Annotated in this window: 17 protein-coding genes; 13 read left to right on the top strand and 4 right to left on the bottom strand. The window is 54.8% G+C overall.

Translation table 11 applies throughout. From position 1 onward, the window contains the following. Positions 1-78 precede the first annotated feature (78 nt). Positions 79-1,500, bottom strand: coding sequence for a short-chain fatty acyl-CoA regulator family protein (locus tag CMN55_RS01700; RefSeq protein WP_293947804.1), 1,422 nt, complete (start codon positions 1,498-1,500; stop codon positions 79-81). A 160-nt stretch (positions 1,501-1,660) separates the two neighbouring features. Here CMN55_RS01700 and CMN55_RS01705 point away from each other — a divergent pair, with 160 nt between their 5' ends. From CMN55_RS01705 to CMN55_RS01740, 8 genes are all read left to right on the top strand, one after another. Continuing rightward, on the top strand, positions 1,661-2,116 hold the full coding sequence (locus CMN55_RS01705; RefSeq protein ID WP_293947805.1) for an acyl-CoA thioesterase: 456 nt from the start codon (positions 1,661-1,663) through the stop codon (positions 2,114-2,116). After that, positions 2,103-3,647 (top strand): MmgE/PrpD family protein, encoded by a 1,545-nt coding sequence (locus CMN55_RS01710; protein WP_293947806.1) that lies wholly within the window; start codon positions 2,103-2,105, stop codon positions 3,645-3,647. Before CMN55_RS01705 ends, CMN55_RS01710 begins: the two co-directional genes overlap by 14 nt. Before the next feature lie 2 nt (positions 3,648-3,649). Beyond that, positions 3,650-4,816 carry a bifunctional 2-methylcitrate synthase/citrate synthase gene (prpC, locus tag CMN55_RS01715; RefSeq protein WP_293947807.1) on the top strand — a complete coding sequence of 389 codons (1,167 nt, stop codon included), beginning with the start codon at positions 3,650-3,652 and terminating at the stop codon, positions 4,814-4,816. Between the two features lie 10 nt (positions 4,817-4,826). After that, positions 4,827-5,738 (top strand): methylisocitrate lyase, encoded by a 912-nt coding sequence (gene prpB / locus CMN55_RS01720; protein ID WP_293947808.1) that lies wholly within the window; start codon positions 4,827-4,829, stop codon positions 5,736-5,738. 477 nt (positions 5,739-6,215) lie between these two features. Continuing rightward, positions 6,216-7,313 carry a TRAP transporter substrate-binding protein DctP gene (gene dctP / locus CMN55_RS01725; RefSeq protein WP_293947809.1) on the top strand — a complete coding sequence of 366 codons (1,098 nt, stop codon included), beginning with the start codon at positions 6,216-6,218 and terminating at the stop codon, positions 7,311-7,313. 31 nt (positions 7,314-7,344) lie between these two features. Beyond that, on the top strand, positions 7,345-7,842 hold the full coding sequence (locus tag CMN55_RS01730; RefSeq protein WP_293947810.1) for a TRAP transporter small permease: 498 nt from the start codon (positions 7,345-7,347) through the stop codon (positions 7,840-7,842). Positions 7,843-7,844: 2 nt separating this feature from the next. Continuing rightward, positions 7,845-9,164 (top strand): TRAP transporter large permease, encoded by a 1,320-nt coding sequence (locus tag CMN55_RS01735; protein ID WP_293947811.1) that lies wholly within the window; start codon positions 7,845-7,847, stop codon positions 9,162-9,164. A gap of 125 nt (positions 9,165-9,289) precedes the next feature. Further along, a complete protein-coding gene (locus CMN55_RS01740; protein ID WP_293947812.1) occupies positions 9,290-10,243 on the top strand; it encodes a LysR family transcriptional regulator in 954 nt (317 codons plus the stop codon). Between the two features lie 138 nt (positions 10,244-10,381). Here CMN55_RS01740 and CMN55_RS01745 read toward each other — a convergent pair whose 3' ends face one another. Genes CMN55_RS01745 through CMN55_RS01755 form a run of 3 tightly spaced genes read right to left on the bottom strand, consistent with a single transcriptional unit; the run spans position 10,382 to position 13,450 of the window. Then, a complete protein-coding gene (locus CMN55_RS01745; protein ID WP_293947813.1) occupies positions 10,382-11,821 on the bottom strand; it encodes an aldehyde dehydrogenase family protein in 1,440 nt (479 codons plus the stop codon). A gap of 26 nt (positions 11,822-11,847) precedes the next feature. Next, the gene (locus CMN55_RS01750; RefSeq protein ID WP_293947814.1) at positions 11,848-12,168 is read right to left on the bottom strand and encodes a 2Fe-2S iron-sulfur cluster-binding protein; all 321 of its coding nucleotides are present in this window, start codon (positions 12,166-12,168) and stop codon (positions 11,848-11,850) included. A 37-nt stretch (positions 12,169-12,205) separates the two neighbouring features. After that, positions 12,206-13,450: an NAD(P)/FAD-dependent oxidoreductase gene (locus CMN55_RS01755; protein WP_293947815.1), complete on the bottom strand. Its 1,245-nt coding sequence runs from the start codon at positions 13,448-13,450 to the stop codon at positions 12,206-12,208. Positions 13,451-13,605: 155 nt separating this feature from the next. Between CMN55_RS01755 and CMN55_RS01760 the strand changes: the two genes are divergently transcribed. The 5 genes from CMN55_RS01760 (at position 13,606) to CMN55_RS01780 (ending at position 18,512) form a co-directional block, all read left to right on the top strand. Further along, positions 13,606-14,781 carry a thiolase C-terminal domain-containing protein gene (locus CMN55_RS01760; RefSeq protein ID WP_293947816.1) on the top strand — a complete coding sequence of 392 codons (1,176 nt, stop codon included), beginning with the start codon at positions 13,606-13,608 and terminating at the stop codon, positions 14,779-14,781. After that, a complete protein-coding gene (locus tag CMN55_RS01765; RefSeq protein ID WP_293947817.1) occupies positions 14,781-15,209 on the top strand; it encodes a Zn-ribbon domain-containing OB-fold protein in 429 nt (142 codons plus the stop codon). The genes CMN55_RS01760 and CMN55_RS01765 overlap by 1 nt, the downstream gene beginning before the upstream one ends. A 10-nt stretch (positions 15,210-15,219) precedes the next feature. Continuing rightward, entirely contained in the window at positions 15,220-16,431 is a 1,212-nt protein-coding gene (locus CMN55_RS01770; RefSeq protein ID WP_293947818.1) for a CaiB/BaiF CoA transferase family protein, read from the top strand. Between the two features lie 74 nt (positions 16,432-16,505). Further along, the gene (locus tag CMN55_RS01775) at positions 16,506-17,753 is read left to right on the top strand and encodes a cytochrome P450 (RefSeq protein WP_293947819.1); all 1,248 of its coding nucleotides are present in this window, start codon (positions 16,506-16,508) and stop codon (positions 17,751-17,753) included. A gap of 234 nt (positions 17,754-17,987) precedes the next feature. After that, positions 17,988-18,512: a hypothetical protein gene (locus CMN55_RS01780; protein ID WP_293947820.1), complete on the top strand. Its 525-nt coding sequence runs from the start codon at positions 17,988-17,990 to the stop codon at positions 18,510-18,512. Positions 18,513-18,919 lie beyond the last annotated feature (407 nt).

Below are 18,919 nucleotides of genomic sequence, written 5' to 3' on the forward strand. Positions count from 1 at the left end.
AATATTCCGATATTGCTGTGGGAGGGGCGGGCTTTCGGGCCCGCCTTTCTTTTTTGCTCGCCTTAGGATGCGGAGGCATCATCCTTCCGAATAGGGAGTGAAGCTGCTGCGGTTATGGTCAATGATCAGTGATTTAATGGCGGGTGGGAAGGCCCGCTGCGGACAATGTGGCCGTTCACAAATCTTGCATCCGGCGCCAATGGGCGTACGGGCGCCAGGATCGTCCAGCAATAGTCCCTTTGAATAGACGAGCTTGCGGGCATGCTGAAGGTCGCAGCCAAGCCCGATGGCAAAAGATTTGTCGAGATCGCCATATCCGCCCGTGGAATGTTCGACCGTGCGCGCAATCCAGAGATAGGTGCGCCCGTCCGGCATTTCGGAAAGCTGTGTCAGGATTCGCCCCGGCTGGGTAAAAGCCTCATATACATTCCAGAGGGGGCAGGTGCCGCCAGTGCGGGAAAAATGGAAATTGGTCGCGGACTGCCGTTTGGAGATATTTCCCGCCCGATCAACGCGGATAAAGAAGAAGGGGACACCGCTGGCGCCATCCCGTTGTAAGGTGCTGAGGCGGTGGCAGACAGTTTCAAATCCGACGCCGAAACGATGTTCCAGCAGGCTGATGTCATAGCGGAGTTCTTCCGCCGATTTCAGGAAGGTGCCATAAGGCAGGATCAGCGCCCCGGCAAAGTAGTTAGCGATGCCGATGCGGGCGAGGGTACGGGCCTCGGCGGAACTGAAAAGCGCATGGGAAATTTCCGTATCAATCAATTCACCCAGCTCCAGAAAGGCAATCTGCGTTGCCATCTGGAAGGCCTGCTGGCCAGACGTCATTCGCGCAGAAAGATGCAGGCTGCGGTTGTCCGCCCGGTAATTGCGCTTGGCCTGGGGGGTGCTTTCAAACCTCTCGTAAATGACCCTAATGTCATGGGTCTCGGAAAGATACTGCTTCAGCCGGTCAGCACTATTCCCATGGTATAGATCAAGCTGGTCGGCCATGGCCTCGGCCCGGCGGTCGATGGCATCAATATAGTTGTTGCGGGCGTAGAAAAAGTCGCGAACCTCCTCAAAGGGGGCCGTCATCAGACCCCCGGGATCTCCCTGCCGTTCATCGCCAAGACGCAGGGCGAGGGCGGTGGATTGCTCGCTAGTACGATGCAGGCGTTTATGCAGGCTGACGATGGCACGGCCGATCGCCGGCATCCCGCTTGCCAGTTCTTGTAATTCGGCGATGGCGATTCTCTCGTTTATGGCGGGATCAAACAGGGCTTCGCGCAACTCTCCGATCAGACGCGCATCGGCCTCTTCTGAAAAGAGCTGGATATCAATGCCGAAGGCCGCATTCAGCTTGAGCAGGACCGAGATGGTGAGCGGGCGCTGATTGTTTTCCATCTGGTTAAGATAGCTGAGGGAAATGCCCAGGCTATCGGCAAGCGCCTGCTGCGTGAGTTGCCTTTCTTCCCGCAACTTCTTGATTTTCACACCCATGAACAGCTTTTTCATTTATCCATCTCGTTTCCCGCCAGTAAAAGCCGATGTTTTGTCTTCTCAAACTTTGCAAACTTTGCAATTTCACGACATTTGGCGCACAAAACTATGCATTATCAGTAGTTTACGAAGGTGATGATATGCGTATGTTGCAAATAGTAAAGAGTTAACTGGTGTGAATGAACGGGAATTTCAGGTGACATTACAGGCCGCGCCCACGGGGGAAATCAGCTTTTTCGAGCTGGTTCTGCCCGAGCAGACAAATCATTACGGCACGCTTTACGGGGCCAATGCGCTTGAGATGTTAGGCAAGGCCGCTTTCATCTGTGCCTCTCGTTATGTGCGCCGTGCCGTTGTGATGGCGCGGTCAGAAGCGGTGGATTTTGTCGCGCCGATAAAGCTCGGCAGCCTGCTGGAAATGAAGGCGTTTATCATAACGACAGGGCGCTCGTCGCTGACCGTGGAAGTGAATGCGGTGTCGGAGACCCTTTCCGATGGTGTCCGTATTACAGCGATCCGTGGTCGGTTCATCATGGTGGCTGTCGATGCAAACGGCCAGCCCCGTCCTTTGCCGCAGGATAACTCCGAGATCGTGATTAAAAAGGAAAAAGAAATCAATGAAACGGCATAGCGTTCGTACTTACAAATCCAGTGACATGTTGCCGCGCGAAGACCAGCTTGCCTGGAAAATCGCCGAAGTCGCCAGCGATAATGTTCCGCTTGATAACGACGTGGTGGAGATGATCGGCAACCGCATGATTGATAATGCATCAGTTGCGGTTGCCTCGCTGGCCCGTCGTCCGATCAAAAGCGCGCGGGCTCAGGCGATGTCCCATGAGCGCGGAGTCGGTGCGACCATCTTTGGTCTTGCTTCCAACCGGCGCTTCTCGCCGGAATGGGCCGCCTGGGCCAATGGTGTGGCTGTGCGGGAGCTGGATTATCACGATACATTCCTGGCCGCAGATTATTCCCATCCCGGCGATAATATTCCGCCGATCCTGGCGGTGGCGCAGCATTGCGGCCTGTCGGGGGAAGATCTTATACGCGGCATTGCGACCGGCTATGAAATTCAGATCAATCTGGTAAAGGGCATCTGTCTGCATGAGCATAAGATTGATCATATCGCTCATCTCGGCCCGTCCGCCGCAGCGGGTATCGGCACGGCCCTGAACCTGCCGACAGAAGTCATCTATCAGGCGGTGCAGCAGGCGCTGCATGTGACGACAACGACCCGTCAGTCGCGAAAGGGGGAGATTTCCTCCTGGAAGGCCTATGCCCCGGCTTTTGCGGGAAAAATGGCGGTCGAGGCGGTTGATCGTACCTTGCGCGGAGAAGGCGCCCCATCCCCTGCCTGGGAAGGAGAGGATGGTTTCATTGCCTGGCTGCTGGGTGGCCCGACCGCCGAATATTCCGTGCCACTCCCGGAAGCGGGTGAGGCAAAGCGGGCCATCATGGACAGCTATACCAAAGAATATTCTGCGGAATATCAAAGTCAGGCCCTCATTGATCTGGCGCGGAAAATGGGCGGGACCATTGCCGGGCAGGGGAGGAAACTCAAAGATGTGCAAAGCATCGTGATCCATACGAGTCACCATACCCATTATGTCATTGGGACCGGCGCGAATGATCCACAGAAGATGGATCCGAATGCGAGCCGTGAAACGCTCGATCACTCCATCATGTATATTTTCGCGGTCGCGCTTGAGGATGGCGGCTGGCATCATGAACGATCTTACGCGCCGGAACGGGCACAACGTCCGGAAACGGTTGCCCTCTGGCGCAAGGTCAGCACCCTTGAAGATCCGGAATGGACACGCCGCTATCACAGCCGGGATCCCGAAGAAAAAGCCTTTGGCGGGCGCGTTGTCATCACCTTTGAGGATGGCCGGATCATGGCGGATGAACTGGCGGTTGCCGATGCCCATCCGCTGGGCGCGCGGCCCTTTGCCCGACCGCAATATGTGGAAAAATTCCGCACCCTGGCCGAAGATATCGTCAGCCGGGAAGAGCAGGATCGCTTTCTTGAAACGGTTGAGCGTTTGCCTGTTCTCCGCCCGCGGGAGCTGTCGGGCCTCAATATTGCCGTCGACCCCTCAAAACTCGGCAGTCCGGCGAAACCCGGCATTTTTGATCGTGCGCTCACCAAGGAACAGGGAGAATAGATATGACTTTGCCAAAACCGAAAAAATCCGTATCTCTTTCCGGCGTTGTCGCGGGGAACACCGCGCTCTGCACTGTGGGACGTAGTGGCAATGACCTGCATTATCGCGGATATGATATTCTCGATATCGCGGAAAGCTGCACGTTCGAGGAGATAGCCTATCTGCTGATCCACGGCTCCTTGCCGACGGTTTCCGAACTCAAGTCTTATAATGAGAAGTTGCGCTCTCTGCGGGGTTTGCCGGATGCGGTAAAGCGGTCGCTGGAGTTGTTACCGGCGGCGACCCATCCGATGGATGTCATGCGCGCCGGGGTTTCCACGCTCGGCTGTGTGCTGCCGGAGGCGGCAGATCACAACCATGCCGATGCACGAAATATTGCGGATCGTCTGATTGCATCCTTAGGCTCCATGCTGCTCTACTGGTACCACTTCGCCCATCATGGACGGCGGATTGACCTTGAAACCGATGATGCGTCCGTCGGCGCTCACTTCCTGCATCTGTTGCATGGCAAGGCCCCGTCAGAGTCGCATATTCGGGCGATGCATATCTCTCTCATTTTGTATGCGGAGCATGAATTTAATGCCTCCACCTTTACGGCGCGCTCCATTGCTGGAACGGGGTCCGATTTCTATTCGGCCATTGCCGGGGCCATCGGCGCCTTGCGCGGGCCGAAACATGGCGGTGCCAATGAAGTCGCTTTCGATATTCAGAAACGCTATGCCTCGGCCGATGAGGCGGAGGCGGATATCCGTCGCCGTATGGCTGCGAAAGAGGTGATTATCGGCTTCGGTCACCCGGTCTACACGATTTCTGATCCGCGTAATGTCGTTATCAAACGGGTCGCGCAGGAGCTTTCGCAAGAAGCGGGATCCTTGAAGATGTTCGAAATCGCGAACCGTATTGAAGGCGTTATGGCGGAGACCAAGAAAATGTTCGCCAATCTCGATTGGTTCAGCGCCGTCTCCTACCATATGATGGGCGTCCCCACGGCGATGTTCACGCCGCTGTTCGTGATTTCACGCACAGCGGGGTGGGCCGCTCATATCATCGAGCAACGACAGGATAACAAGATCATTCGCCCGTCAGCCAATTACATCGGCCCTGAAAATCAAGCCTTTGTTCCGCTTGCGGAAAGGGGGCAGGCGGTGATCGGAAGCCACGTCGCATAAGGAGACTCATATGACTTATCTGCAAGCCGAAAACTACCCCGAAAAGCCCGCGGGCGAGCGGTTTAGGGAGCTGGTGGAGCGTGGCGGAATCCTGCAATTGCCGGGTGCGCACAATGGCATGGCGGCACTTCAGGCGAAGGCGGCGGGGTTCGATGCCGTGTATCTTTCCGGTGCGGCGATGACGGCATCCATGGGGTTGCCCGATCTCGGCATCATTACAGTGGATGAAGTGGCCTTTTTTATCCGGCAGATTGCCCGTGCGAGCGGCCTACCCATTCTGGCCGACGGAGATACCGGCTATGGCGAGGTACTGAATGTCATGCATATGATCCGCACTTTCGAGGATGCGGGGGCCGGTGCCGTCCAGATTGAGGATCAGCATCTGCCGAAAAAATGCGGACATCTCAATGACAAACGGCTGGTGGAGCCCACCGAGATGGCGATGAAAGTGGCCGCCGCCGCCAAAGCCCGTCGGCATTTGTATATCATTGCCCGCACTGACGCGGCGGCAAGCGAAGGCATCGACGCGGCTGTTGCTCGCGCCCGGCTTTATCTTGAGGCGGGGGCCGATGCGATTTTCCCCGAAGCCTTGACAAATGCGGAGATGTTCCGTGAGTTTGCCGCAAAAATGCCGGGTGTACCGCTTCTCGCGAATATGACCGAGTTTGGCCGAACGCCGGTATTTACGGCCAGCGAATTTGAAGAGATGGGCTATCGCATGGTGATCTGGCCGGTTTCTTCCTTGCGGGTGGCCAACAAGGCGCAGGAAAAGCTTTACGCCACGATCCGCAGGGATGGGTCGACAGCCGGGATGCTGGATGAGATGCAGACCCGGGCTGAGCTGTATGACCTGATCGGTCTTAATGAATTTGAAGCACTGGATTCCTCTATTGTGAAAAGCGTTGTCCCCGCCGACGCATAGGGAAGTCCGGTTGTTTCAATATGCCCGGGGCGGATTATTGCTGCGCCCCGGGCAACTGCCTTTTTATCCTGGGTTTTATGAAAAGGCGCCGTCGGCCTGTATCAACGGACGATTATCTAAATTTTCATGCCAGTTTTCCTGACATTGTGAACGGTTGCTGAATACGGCTCATTCCTGCCGATGTGACGGACTACGCGATACCTCTAATTGCCCCGCGCAGATTCTCGCATGTTATGACTGCGTATGCCATCTGTTGCGACAATCCCCTCAAAAAAACTCCTTCCACCCCATCAACATGGCTTCCCTTAAAGATGAGGGTCGTATTCTCTCCCTTAACTCCTTGTAGGGGAAGTATAATCCATATTCCGCGTGGATTTGATCAATCCCGAGTCACATTCATATTGCATAAATGATGTTATTGATATATCAATTTAATATAACTCATATTTGAAAACCCGAAGAATGGGGAGGTACCAGATGAAGAATATGCACAAATTTGTGCCGGGGATGTTGTGCGCGGCAGTCTTTTCCGTGGCTGTCGCAATTGGCGGGTCGGCAATGACCGCGAAGCCGGTTCAGGCAGCCGAAACCCTGAAAGTGGGATATTACATTGGCGAAAAACATCCGCTGGTCTCCCATGGCATCAATGTTTTCATGGAAGAGGTGAAGCAGGCCACAAACGGCGAAATCGACTTCCGTGTTTTCCCTGCCGGACAGCTTTTCAAGCCGCGTGATACGGTGCGCAGCCTGCAAACCGGTATTGCCGATATCGGCCTTGTCGTTATGCCGTATCACCGGGAGGAATTCCCGCTGTCGCAGGTTATCAATGTCCCGCATGGCTGGACTCCGTGGGAGCTGACGAACAGCTATATGCGGGCAAGTGTTTCGCCTGGCCTCATCAAGGATGAGTGGGAAAAGAATGGATTGGTGCCGCTGGTTTTCAGCTCAAATGCCGCCTACGAAATTCATACGGCTAAGTTGCCTCTGCCTGATATGGCATCGGTCAAGGGGATGAAGATTCGCTCTTCGGGCGGTGTTTTCGACGATATCGTCACCAGCATTGGCGCCGTTCCCGTCGCCATTAAAACGCCGGAAATTGTCGAGGCGATTGAGCGTGGCACCATTGATGCCACCGTGTATGCTTTCTCCAACTGGGGGAGCTACAAACTTGGCGAGGTGTTGAACCATACCACTGTCAATTCGGGCCTTCCGGGACCGTCCGGTCTGGTTTATGCCATTTCCAAGAAAGTGTTCGACAAGCTGACGCCGGAGCAGCGTCAGGCGGTGCTGGATGCGGGGCGCAAAGCCTCCATCACGGCGCAGACCCAGACGCTGGACATGAATGTCGAGGCTCTGGCGGAACTTAAAGCGAAGGGTTTGAAGACCTATGAGTGGCCTGCGGAAGATGTCGCCGCGCTTAAGAAAACGTTTGAGCCTATCCGTGCCAAATGGGTGAGCGACATGGAAGCCAGCAACCATCCGGGCAAAAAGGTCTTGGAAGAGCTTGAAGCTTTCCATAAGACAGCCGCAGAAGCTCCGGAAGATCTGCCGGCTCATACCCTCGGCGATAGCTGATCCTGCCAGCCGGAAGTATGAGGCGTAAACCGTGAATTTTCGGAACTCTCTGATCAATCTTGGTGATAAGTCCGCAGCCAGCTTTGCCTTAATGGCGAAGCTGGCCATGTGCCTTATCGTCATTGGCATCACCCTGGATGCGACAGGCCGCTATCTTTTCTCATCGCCCATTCTTGGAATGCAGGCAATTGTTGAGGGGATGTTGCAGCCGATTGTCGTGTTCTTTGCAATTGCGCTCGCCGCCCGTCATGACGGCCATATGCGGGTCGATATTATCCGGCTCGAAAAATGGCCGCTCCTGATGCGTCTCAGAGAAGCAATCTTTTCCCTGCTGATCGTTGTCTTCTGGTTACTATGTGGCTGGCAGGCGGGTCTCCGTGCTTATGATGCCTATGTGGAGGGCCAGTGGCCTGTCGGGCAGATAGAAACGCCCGCCGTTATCGCCTATAGCATTGTCGCCCTTGGTTGCTTCATGGCTGCCCTCTGCCACCTTATCCCCCGGCGTCCGTCTCAAGACGGAGGAGAGTAATAGTGTTTCTGGAATATCTTCCTATCCTGCTGCTGTTCATTTTTCTTTTTGCGGGCATGCCGGTTGCTTTTGCTCTGGCCATATCCGGCGCGATCGGCGCTCTTCAGATTCTTGGTTGGAGTGGCGCCATGGGTGCCTTGTCCAATATCCCCTATAGCACGACGGCGAGTTTTACCATTGTTGCCATCGGCATGTTTATCCTGATGGCGGAAATCGCGACCCAGAGCGGTATCACAACCCGGCTTTTCCGGGCTGCGAACAGCCTGGTTGGACATTATCGCGGGGGGCTTGCCGTGGCGACAATGCTGGCCTCGGCTGCCTTCGGCACGCTTTCTGGCTCCAGCATCGCGGCGGCGGCGACCATGTCCCGTATTGCTATTCCTGAGATGCTGAAGCGGGGATACTCGAAAGAATTTGCGGCGGGCACTGTCAGTATTGCGGGCACGCTTGCCATTCTTATTCCGCCCAGCATCCCCCTTATCATTTTCGGGATCATAACGGAAACATCCATTCGCAAACTTCTGATCGCCGGCATGGTGCCTGGTATCATTACCGTTGTGATCTATATGCTGACGATCACGATCTGGACCCGTGCGGATAAAAATGCGGCGCCTGTCATGGAAGTGGCAGCCACTCTCCGAGAACGGTGGGATGCAATACGCTACGTCTGGCCGTTTCTGCTGGTCATCCTGGCGATATTTGCGGCACTTTACACCGGTGCTGTGACAACCACAGAGGCCAGCGCCGTCGGTGTGATGGCGGTGCTGATCATCTGGCTGTTATTGTACCGGATACCGTCTGCCGGACTTGAGCCTTTTACCCTGTCGGGTTTCGGCGACTCGCTCAGCCGGGCGCTCAATTCTACAGTTATGATCCTGGTGCTGCTGATCGGAGCCTATATTTTCTCCTTCTATTTGATCCTGACGGGCGCCAGCAATACGGTGGAAAGCTACATTACCGGTCTGGACTGGCCGCCCCATGCAATTCTGGCGGTCGTGATCTTGCTTTATATCGTGCTCGGCATGTTCATGAGCCAGTTGGAAATCATGATCCTGACGTTGCCTTTTGTATTTCCGATTATCGTCAATCTGGGGTTCGATCCGATCTGGATGGGGATCATTGTCGTGAAAACGATTGAAATCGGGCTGGTCACACCGCCGGTGGGCATGAATGTTTTCGTTGTATCGTCGGCCTCAAAGGAAGTGTCGCCGGCGCAGGGCTTCAAGGGGATCACGCCATTTCTGATCGCTGAATTCGCCGCATTACTGTTGCTGATCATTTTCCCGGAAATCGTGACTTTTGTCCCGAATCTGATGCAATAGAAGGGCGGAATTCCGGATCTGCCTTTCAGTTTTTCTGCTTTGCAGTTAGCCCCGGCGGTTTCCTCTGGTAAGCAGTTGTGTGGCAGGAAAAGTAATGACCAGATATGGTTCTGGAGCGGAGTGTAATGGCGGCAAAAAAAGGCGGCTCGCGCAGCGATCTCGCGCTTATCGCATCGCGGGGATTGATTGATTCGCGGCGGTTATTCTACTTCTATCATGTGGCGAGAAGCGGGCGCTTTACAACGGCCGAGGCATTGCTGGGCGTCGCCCAATCCGCGATCAGCCGCCAGATTCAGGTGCTGGAATCGGACTTGGGCGTTCAACTGCTGGAGCGGACAGGTCATGGCGTGAAGCTGACGCCGCATGGAGAAATTCTGTATCGTCACGCCGCCGAGATACTGGATGAGATGGTCCAGACCATTTCAGAACTGGAAGCGCATTCCAACACGACGATAGAAAAGCTGTGCGTCGCCGGTCCGCCGAGCTTTATGTCGAGCTATATGCCGGACATCATTGCCCGGTTTTCGAAACTGTATCCCGACATCATGCTTTCCGCGGTGGAGGCATCCACGGGCAATGTCTATTTGCATCTGGCCAATGGCGAGGTGGATGTCGCCGTGGTCATACAGACGCCGAAGAACGCCAAGATCAGCCTGCAAAAGCTGATGGAGGAGCCTCTGTTCCTGATTGTCGGTAAAGACCATCCGCTGGCCCTGTCTCCCCAGGTGGCGCGCAAGAAGGTGGAGGATCTGGACATGATCCTTCCGGCTTCCCTGCTGGGGTCCATGGCGATCATCAAGAATTATTTTGATGAGGAAGGAATTTCACTCCGGCCAAGGCTGGAAGTGGACAGCTTGCCTCTGACCCGCCAGCTTGTGGCTCAGGGGCGTATGGCGACCATCTTGCCAAAATCCACCTGTACGGAAGAAATTCGCAAAGGGGAACTCGTCGCTGTACCGCTTGTCCCGGAGCCGAGGCGAACCGTCTATCTCGCAGAACTCAGGGAACGTCAATCCTCTCCGTATCTCCAGCAGTTTATAGATATTGCTATAGAAGTTGTTTCCAAATTAAACAAATAAACCGGTTAAAAATAATTTAATAGAAATTCAAACGGTTGGTTTAAATGCTCTGGAGTATATTTTAGTAAGCAATGGAACAGGGCACGCGCCCTGTTCCACCTGGAGAAAACCGGGCCGCATATGAGCCCGATGAAACTGTTAATTGCCGTGTTTGATGACCACGGTTTTTAGCGTTGCAAAGGCGTATAAGGCCTCGAACCCCTTTTCCCGGCCGTGACCGGATGCCTTCATCCCGCCAAAGGGGAGTTCAACGCCGCCCCCGGCACCGTAATTATTGATAAAGACCTGACCGGATTTTACATTAGCCGACAGGCGCATGGCGCGGCCGATGTCGCGTGTCCAGATGCCTGCGGCCAAGCCATAAGGCGTTCCGTTGGCGATGCGGGCGGCATCCTCTTCATCTTTCATGCGGATGGCGACAAGGACGGGACCGAAAATTTCCTGCTGCGCCAGCGGGTGATCCGGCGGCACATCGCCGATCAGCGTTGGCGTGACATAATACCCATTTTCCGGCGCGTTGGAGCCCATCTTTCCTTGCGCGAGAATGGGTAGCCCGTCTTTTTTCGCGAGTTCGATAAAGCCTTCAATCCGTTCTTTCTGGGCTTTGTTGACGACGGGGCCGAGATCGAGATCCTGATTGCCTGCGCCGACAGTCACTTTTTCGAAACGATTGGCAAGCTCCTGGGTGAAGCTGTCATAGATCGAGGCCTCAATCAGCGCGCGCGATCCGGCGCTACAGGTTTGCCCGGCATTATAGGTGATGCCCCGGACGATGGTTGTGGCCGCATCGTCCATATCCGCATCGGCAAAGACAATCTGCGGTGATTTGCCGCCGAGTTCCAGGGTGACCGGAATGACATTCTTCGCCGCAGCTTCCTGCACCAGCGTGCCCACTTCTGGCGAACCGGTGAAGCTGATGTGGGAGATGCCTGGATGAGAGGTGAGGGCGGCGCCTGCCTCCTCGCCAAGACCGGTGACAACATTGACGCTGCCTGCGGGAAATCCTGCTTCACGGAATAATTCCGCGAGGGCGAGGGCGGAGAGGGAGGTATCTTCCGCCGGTTTCAGCACGATTGCATTGCCAACGGCGAGGGCCGGCGCAATAGAGCGGCCGGTCATCTGCAGCGGATAGTTCCAGGGAACGATGTGTCCGGTCACACCATGAGGTTCATAAATGGTCATGACTGAAAAGCCATTCTGGAACGGGATTGTTTCACCGTGCAGCTTGTCAGCGGCGCCTGCGTAATATTCGAAATAGCGGGCGCAGACGGCGGCATCCGATTTTGCGACGCTGAGAGGTTTGCCTACATCCCGGCTTTCGATAGCCGCAAGTTTGTCGGTGTCGCGGCGGACAAGTTCGGCGAATTTATACATCAGGCGACCGCGTTCCTCGCCCGTCAGGCGGCCCCATTCTCCGTCGATAGCGGCTTGCGCTGCGGTGACGGCGGCATCAATCTCGGTGCGGCCGCCCCGGGCAATTTTGGCGATCTCGGTGCAGTCAGATGGGTTGACCACCGTGATGCTTTCCCGGCTTGCAACCCAGGTTCCGTTAATGAAATGCTTGTGTTCGGGCAACATATACAGCTCTTCCCTTGGTTCTAATTTTAAAGATTTGTATCGCTGGAAAGTTCCAGTTCGATCCCGTCAAAGGCGGGTTCCATGATGATCTGGCATGACAGGCGGGACGCGGGCCGCAGTTCGGCGACAAGCTCCAGCAAGGCTTCCTCATCTTCTGAACGGGGCGGGAGTTTGTCTGCCCAGTCATCGCTGACATAGACATGACAGGTTGCGCAGGAGCAGCACCCACCGCAAAGCGCGGCGATGGTAAGGCCGGAATCCCGGATGGCCTCCATTGCCTTGTCGCCCTCTTTAGCTTCGATATCATGTTGTGTGCCGTTGGTGTCGGTAACTGAAATCCGCATCATTCTTCCTCGATTGTCTGTTGTGTGCGTCGTTTCTGCGTTATGTTGCTGTCGCTGCTTCAATGGCCTGCTTGATGCTGACCGTGGCGTCCGAAAGATAATCCGGTGAGAGGGCGATGTTTTCATTTAATGCTTTTCGTGTCAGGACATGATCAAGCGGGCTGTTCACCGATTCCGAGCCGATAAAGATGCCACTTTTAAAAGAAAAGACTGAAAACTTCCCGTCTGCCGGAGACCCTTTGATTATTTGTGTATCCGCCTCGGAGATCAACCCGGCCATTTGCAGTTTATACTCATACTGATCGCTCCAGAACCAGGGGACCGCCTGATAGGGCGAGGGGGCCTTCATAATGACATATGCGGCATGCCTCCCCTGATCGGTTGCGTTCTGGACAGATTCGATGCGGGTGAGGTGGCGGCCCCCATCTGCCCGAACGCGGCAGCAATCACCGATCGCAAAGATATGCGAATCGGACGTCTGAAGGGCGTCATTCACAAGAATGCCGTCCTCAACCGCGAGCCCGGCCGCTTCGGCAATGCCACAATTTGGCAGGGCGCCGACGCCGATCATCACCAGATCAGCCGGAAACTCTTTGCCACTGGCAAGGCGTATGCCCTTTAGCTGGTTGTTTTCCGAAACTATCTCTGAAACGCCTTCATTGCAAATCACCGTCGCGCCTTTGTCGCGATGCGTCTTTTCAAAGAAATTCGATATCTCCGGGCTGACCGCGCGCATCATGACGCGGGAGCTTGCCTCGATCACGGTGACCTGTTTATCCAGCTCCCGGGCAACGGCAGCGAATTCGAGACCAATAAACCCCCCGCCAATAATCGCAATTTGTCTGGCGCCGCCCAGCAATCGGGCCAGGCAATCAGCGTCGGTGACTGTCCGCAGCATGACGACGCCCGGAAGGTTCGCCCCCGGTATGGATAGCGGGCGGCTGCGGGTGCCGGTCGCAAGGATCAGCCGGTCATAGGAAAGAGCCTTGCCCTCTGCAAGGAGCAGGCATTTTTTCTCCCGGTCAATGCTGCTGACAACCTCTCCAAGATGGAGATCAATGTTCCGCTCCGCCAGAAGCGCGGGTTTGGCAATCTGCAGCGCGTCACGGGTTACATTGCCTTTGAGATAGGCTTTGGAAAGCGGGGGGCGCTGATACGGCAAGAACGCTTCATCCCCGACGAGCGCGATCTTTCCGGTGAAGCCTTCGATGCGCAACGACAGCGCAGCCTGAACTCCGGCCTGACCGGCACCTGCAATAACGATTCTTTCAATTTCAGTCGACATAAGTCTTGATGAACTCTTCTGTTATGAGCGCTGCGACGCATATTTTTAACACATGTGACAGGTCGCTTTCGAGGCTCTTTTTATATTGCATTGATATTACTGATATGCAAGTATGATATTTCAAGAAACAAAATTTTAATGGGTAGCGGGAGTTCATGGGAACATCTAACAGAAAGCCTCATATCGTTGGCGTCGGACAGAGCGAATATACGAAATGGGGTGGTATCAAAGATAGAAGCCAGTTTCAGGTAACAGCGGAAGCGATAGTTTCCGCCGTTCGCGATGCCGGATTAAAAGTAACGGATATTGATGGCTTCACTTCCTTTTCAAATGATACAAATCATGCACCGCTGATGCAGGTTGCTCTTGGCGTGCCGGAGTTGCGCTATTCCGCCATGGTCTGGGGCGGAGGCGGTGGTGGCTCCTGCGGGGCAATATCATTGGCCTGTGCGGCAATCGAATCTGGTCAGGCCGATGTTGTCGTTGCCTATCGCGGCCTGTGTCAGGGGCAGGGGCAGCGCTTCGGCCTTTTTGGCGGAGATCGTCCGCACAGCAGTTTTATTTTCCCCTATGGGCTGTTTGCCCCGGCCCAGATGTTGGCGCCACTGGTTCAGCGGTTCATGCATGACTATCCGATCAAGCCGGAGCATCTGGCGGAGATCGCCCTGAATGCGCGCGCCAATGCCAACCGGAACCCGAATGCGGTGATGGGGGGTAAGGAACTGACGAAGGAACAGTATTTCGCCTCCCGCTGGATTGCCGAACCGCTGCGGCTCTATGACTGCTGCCTTGAAACTGATGGGGCGGCCGCCGTTGTGATCACCACGAAGGAGCGGGCGCGGGATCTGGAGAGTAAATCCGTTGAAATTCTGGCGGCGGCCCATGGCAGCGGTACGGGATGGGGGACGGGTCCTCTTGGCAGTCACAATATGCCGACAGAGACCTATTGTTCCACCAATAACCGGCGGATTGCAAAGGAGCTCTTTGCGAAGGCGGGGCTTACCCCCGCAGATATAGATGTCGCACAGATTTATGATCATTTCTCCGGTCTCGTTCTGATGGCGCTGGAGGATTTCGGCTTCTGCGGCAAGGGCGAGAGCGGGGCCTTTGTTGAGGAAGGAAATATCCGCTGGAAGGGCGGAAAGCTGCCGATCAATACTTCCGGCGGCCAGCTTTCTGAGGCCTATGTTCATGGCGTCAACCTGATGATTGAGGGGGTGCGCCAGCTTCGCGGGCAGTCCACGTCACAGGTTGAGAATGCCGAAACCTGTCTTGTTACGTCCGGCCTCGGTACCTCGCCGTCAGGCGCCATCATTCTGGGGAGGTCATAATGCCCTATTTTCCTGAGACAATGCCGCAACCAACGCCGGTCATGTATGAAGCCGATTTCTGGAACGCCTGCAAGGAGAAGCATCTGCGCTTTCAGTCTTGCGCCGATTGCGGTCAGCTCCGGCATCCGCCAACACCGATCTGTCCGCACTGCCATTCAACGAATATCAAATGGGTCGATGCACCGGAGGAAGCGGAAGTTTTTTCCTTCACCGTTGTCCATCACGCGAGCCATCCGGCGGTAAAGTCAAAGCTCCCCTATGTTGTTGGCATTCTGACTTTCGAGGGGATGGACGGGGTTCGTCTGGTCAGCAATGTGACGGACATTCCGACCGATCAGGTGAAAATCGGCATGAAAGTGAAAATCTGGTGGGATGATATTGGCGATGGGAATTTCGTTCCCCGTTTTCGCCCTGTAGAGAGCAAGTGAGAAACTGTTTATGAGTGATAATAATAGTAATAAAGGCCCGCTTTCCGGCATCCGTGTCCTCGATGTCGGGACCATGATCGCGGGGCCTGTCGTCGGGACATTGCTTGCCGATTTTGGGGCCGAGGTTATCAAGGTGGAGCAGCCGGGAAGCGGCGATCCGCTCCGTGGCGTGGGACCGCAGGTCAATGGGGAAGGGCTCTACTGGCATGTGGAAAACCGCAACAAGAAATCGGTGACGGCCAACCTGCGTGTGCCGGACGGGCAGAAAATCCTGCGCGGTCTTGCCCGGCATGTGGATGTCGTGGTGGAGAATTTCCGTCCCGGGACCATGGACCGCTGGAACATCGGTTATGACGCGCTGGCCAAGGAAAACCCGAACCTGATCATGCTGAGCGTGTCAGGCTTTGGGCAGACGGGGCCCTATTCCCAGCGGCGCGCCTATGACCGGATTGCCCTTGCCATGGGTGGTTTGCTCAATATCACCGGCTATCCGGATCGCCCGCCGGTTCGTCCGGGCACGGCAATGGCGGACTATCAGTCAGCCATTCTGGGCGCCTTTTCAGTGATGGTTGCGATTTACAATCGCGATGCAAAGGGCGGGACGGGGCAGCATATTGACCTGTCGCTATTTGAATCAATCTTCCGTTTTACCGATATTCTCGCGACGGCCTGTGACAAGGTGGGGATGAACCGGCAGCGTAATGGCAATATGCATTTTGCCGCCGCGCCTGGCGATCATTTCGAAACCAGTGACGGGCGCTTCATTGTCATCACGGTGTCCGCCAATTCGGTTTTTGAAAGCCTGGCGAGCGCGATGGAGCGTCCGGACTTACCTAAAGATCCCAAATTCACCAGCCATGCGGCGAGGTGGGAGAATATTGTCGAAATAAACGGCATTGTCCGTGACTGGATAAAGAATACGCCGGTTGAAGAGGTTGCCTCTCGGCTGGACAAATTCAATGTCGCCTATGCCTTTATATATTCTGCGGAAGATATTCTGGCTGATCCGCATTATGCCGCGCGGCAAAGCATGATGGAAATAGAGACGGAAAAAGCAGGTTTAATAAAGATACAGGCGCCGCAACCGAAGTTCAGCGCGACACCGGCTCCGCCACTTAAGGCGGCACCGACGCTTGGTGCAGATACAGATAGCCTGCTCAAATCCCTTCTCGGGATGTCAGAGAGGGAACTTGATGACTTACGCAAGGCAGACATCATTTAACAGTTGGAAGAACTCGCGCTACGGCCTCCCGAAAATACTCCGTAGCGTATTTTTAATAGAACTGGAGAACAGCCATGACAACGGATACATTGGATGTCGATAAGACGGATTTCGTTAATCCGGAATTCACGGAAAATCCGCTGAGTTATCTCAATCGCATCCGCGAGCAGGAGCCCATTCATTGGAACGACCGGCATAAGGCATGGTTCGTGACCCGTTTTGACGATGTGACGGACGGCTTTAAGGATGATCGCCTGTCGGCCAACCGGATCAAGCTTTTCCGGGAGCGGAGACTGAAGGAATCCCAGCGGGATACCATTGGTCGAACCATTGGCATTCTGGAGACCTGGATGGCGTTTCAGGACGAGCCGGAGCATCGTCGTCTGCGCAGTATCGTTCACAAGGCCTTTACGCCTCAGGTAGTGGCGCAGATGGATGCCAGCATCAAGGAACTGGTGCGGAGCCGCGTTGCTGCTGTGGCTGAGAAATTGGAAAAGGACCCGACGACGCCCATTGACCTGATGCAGGAAGTGGCCTTTCAGGTTCCGGGACCTGTGGTGTGCAGTATGCTGGGCGTTTCCGTTGATGATCAGGATAAGTTCATGGCCTGGTCTGAAGAAATCTCGTCGGTGATCGGCGGTTATGTCGCTGACGACAACCGTCTGGAAAAGGCCCATAAGGCGATTGAGGCGCTGGAAGAATATCTGACCGCCGTGATTGAAAGCACCTCATCCGACGAAGATAATCTGATGGCGCGCCTTGTTGCGGCCGAAAGCGAGGGCGACAAGCTATCCCGTGAAGAGGCCATCGGAACGGGTATTCTCGTTCTTTTTGGGGGCAACCGGACGACGGTGGGCATGATCGGCAATGGTCTTCGGGCATTGATACTCAACCCCGATGCGCGGGCGGAATTTGAAGCCAATCCGGCGCTTGTCTCCAATGTGGTGGAGGAAATCATGCGCTGGGAGTCCCATACGAAAGTCACGGTTCGTGTCGTCAAGGAGCCATTTGAATGGCATGGCAAGAAGATGGAAGTCGGACAGCGGATTTTTCTTTCTCCCATGGCGGCTAATCACGATCCATCGGTGTTTGAAGAGCCGGGTAAATTTGACATTTCCCGGGAAAATTCCCGTCGCCATCTGGCGTTCGGGACAGGCATCCATAGCTGTTTGGGTTCCACTCTTGCCCGGATGGAGATGAAAATCGTTTTCTCTGAAATGCTTCCGTTGCTTGGCAAGATGAAAATGGTCAATCCGACAAGCAAATGGGTTCCGGCGATTGTCAACCGCGCGCAGGAGGAAATGCTCGTAGTTGCGAAATAAGCGGGATAGGGGCTGACTTTTCAGTTGGTTATATTAGACGAGCCCTGAAGCCCATGACTTCAGGTGATGCCGTCGGTGCCTTGCTGTATTGGGCGCCGACGGTTTTTTTAATTTATTCCCTGTCCATAGTAAGATGTTTTTATGAAAATGCCTCCATTGAGCAAAAAAGATGTTGCAATTGCGAATGATTATCATTATTAAAATGATATGACGACTTTTAAACATACCCAAACGATGAATTCTGAAAAATCCGTGCCGGACAGCCTGACGGATCTGTCCTGGTCAGAGCAGCTCACATTATGGAGCATGCGCTACTGGTCGGATGGCTTCAGGCAGAATTACTCTCCCTATGAAACGTTGCGGGAAGCCTATTCGCGGACCAGATGTCCGGGGGCATTGATGGCGCTGGATAACTTTTTATCGCTTGTGGTTGCCGGACATAGCCGGGTGATTGATATCCGCTGCCTGTGCTGTGAGGGGATTTCAGAAGACGAATGGTGCCTGTTACAGTCTCTCGCACTTGCCCAGTCCGATTGTGGCGGGCAGATCAAGGAAATGTTGTCGGGTTTTCTTGAGCCGGCAACAGCGCGGGTCGCGCAGTCGGTGATCATAGGCTGGGCAAAGGAGTTGCGAGAGGGCGGGTTGATCTTGCCGCTTCGCTCAAGAGTGCTCGAAACGATCCCATTAACGCATGTGGTCGAGGGGAGGGGGATAACGCTCCGTGTCTATACAAATCCGCAGACAGCGACACTCCACTGAGAATGTCGAGGTCGCGCAGGAAGCGAAATTGGACTGGTGGCGGATGTTGAGTATGAGTGCCGACACCGAGCAGGCCGGATTTGCCGACATGTACTGGCGGGAAGTCTGCAAGGATTTTGAGAAAGTAAATAAGTACCCAAGTTGAATAAGATCCTGCCGGATCAAAATTTTTTACAGGATATTTTTCCTGCTTGCAGGGAAAATTATAGAGACGGGTTCGTCTGGGACTACAACCTCCACCATTCCTTCCCAGGCGGGCCCGGATCTATCTTCTGATCCTCTTCTTTCAGAGCCCAAATATTTCCTTATCCATATCTTCCCCATCACCTCCGGAAAGCTGGTATCGCGTTCGGTTTTCATGACGCGGATGTATGCCAGCCTGACTTTCTGGTGATGCTGTATCTTTC

Origin of the sequence: Sneathiella sp. (genome assembly GCF_002694385.1) — a bacterium.
GTDB lineage: Bacteria > Pseudomonadota > Alphaproteobacteria > Sneathiellales > Sneathiellaceae > Sneathiella.

Excerpts from the sequence above, each read along its gene's own strand:
- CMN55_RS01710 (WP_293947806.1), top strand. The coding sequence starts at position 2,103 with ATGAAACGGCATAGCGTTCGTACTTACAAATCCAGTGACATGTTGCCG.
- CMN55_RS01740 (WP_293947812.1), top strand. The coding sequence starts at position 9,290 with ATGGCGGCAAAAAAAGGCGGCTCGCGCAGCGATCTCGCGCTTATCGCA.
- CMN55_RS01750 (WP_293947814.1), bottom strand. The coding sequence starts at position 12,168 with ATGATGCGGATTTCAGTTACCGACACCAACGGCACACAACATGATATC.
- CMN55_RS01775 (WP_293947819.1), top strand. The coding sequence starts at position 16,506 with ATGACAACGGATACATTGGATGTCGATAAGACGGATTTCGTTAATCCG.
- CMN55_RS01765 (WP_293947817.1), top strand. The coding sequence starts at position 14,781 with ATGCCCTATTTTCCTGAGACAATGCCGCAACCAACGCCGGTCATGTAT.
- dctP (WP_293947809.1), top strand. The coding sequence starts at position 6,216 with ATGAAGAATATGCACAAATTTGTGCCGGGGATGTTGTGCGCGGCAGTC.
- prpB (WP_293947808.1), top strand. The coding sequence starts at position 4,827 with ATGACTTATCTGCAAGCCGAAAACTACCCCGAAAAGCCCGCGGGCGAG.
- CMN55_RS01770 (WP_293947818.1), top strand. The coding sequence starts at position 15,220 with ATGAGTGATAATAATAGTAATAAAGGCCCGCTTTCCGGCATCCGTGTC.
- CMN55_RS01780 (WP_293947820.1), top strand. The coding sequence starts at position 17,988 with ATGAATTCTGAAAAATCCGTGCCGGACAGCCTGACGGATCTGTCCTGG.
- CMN55_RS01760 (WP_293947816.1), top strand. The coding sequence starts at position 13,606 with ATGGGAACATCTAACAGAAAGCCTCATATCGTTGGCGTCGGACAGAGC.
- CMN55_RS01755 (WP_293947815.1), bottom strand. The coding sequence starts at position 13,450 with ATGTCGACTGAAATTGAAAGAATCGTTATTGCAGGTGCCGGTCAGGCC.
- CMN55_RS01745 (WP_293947813.1), bottom strand. The coding sequence starts at position 11,821 with ATGTTGCCCGAACACAAGCATTTCATTAACGGAACCTGGGTTGCAAGC.
- CMN55_RS01700 (WP_293947804.1), bottom strand. The coding sequence starts at position 1,500 with ATGAAAAAGCTGTTCATGGGTGTGAAAATCAAGAAGTTGCGGGAAGAA.
- prpC (WP_293947807.1), top strand. The coding sequence starts at position 3,650 with ATGACTTTGCCAAAACCGAAAAAATCCGTATCTCTTTCCGGCGTTGTC.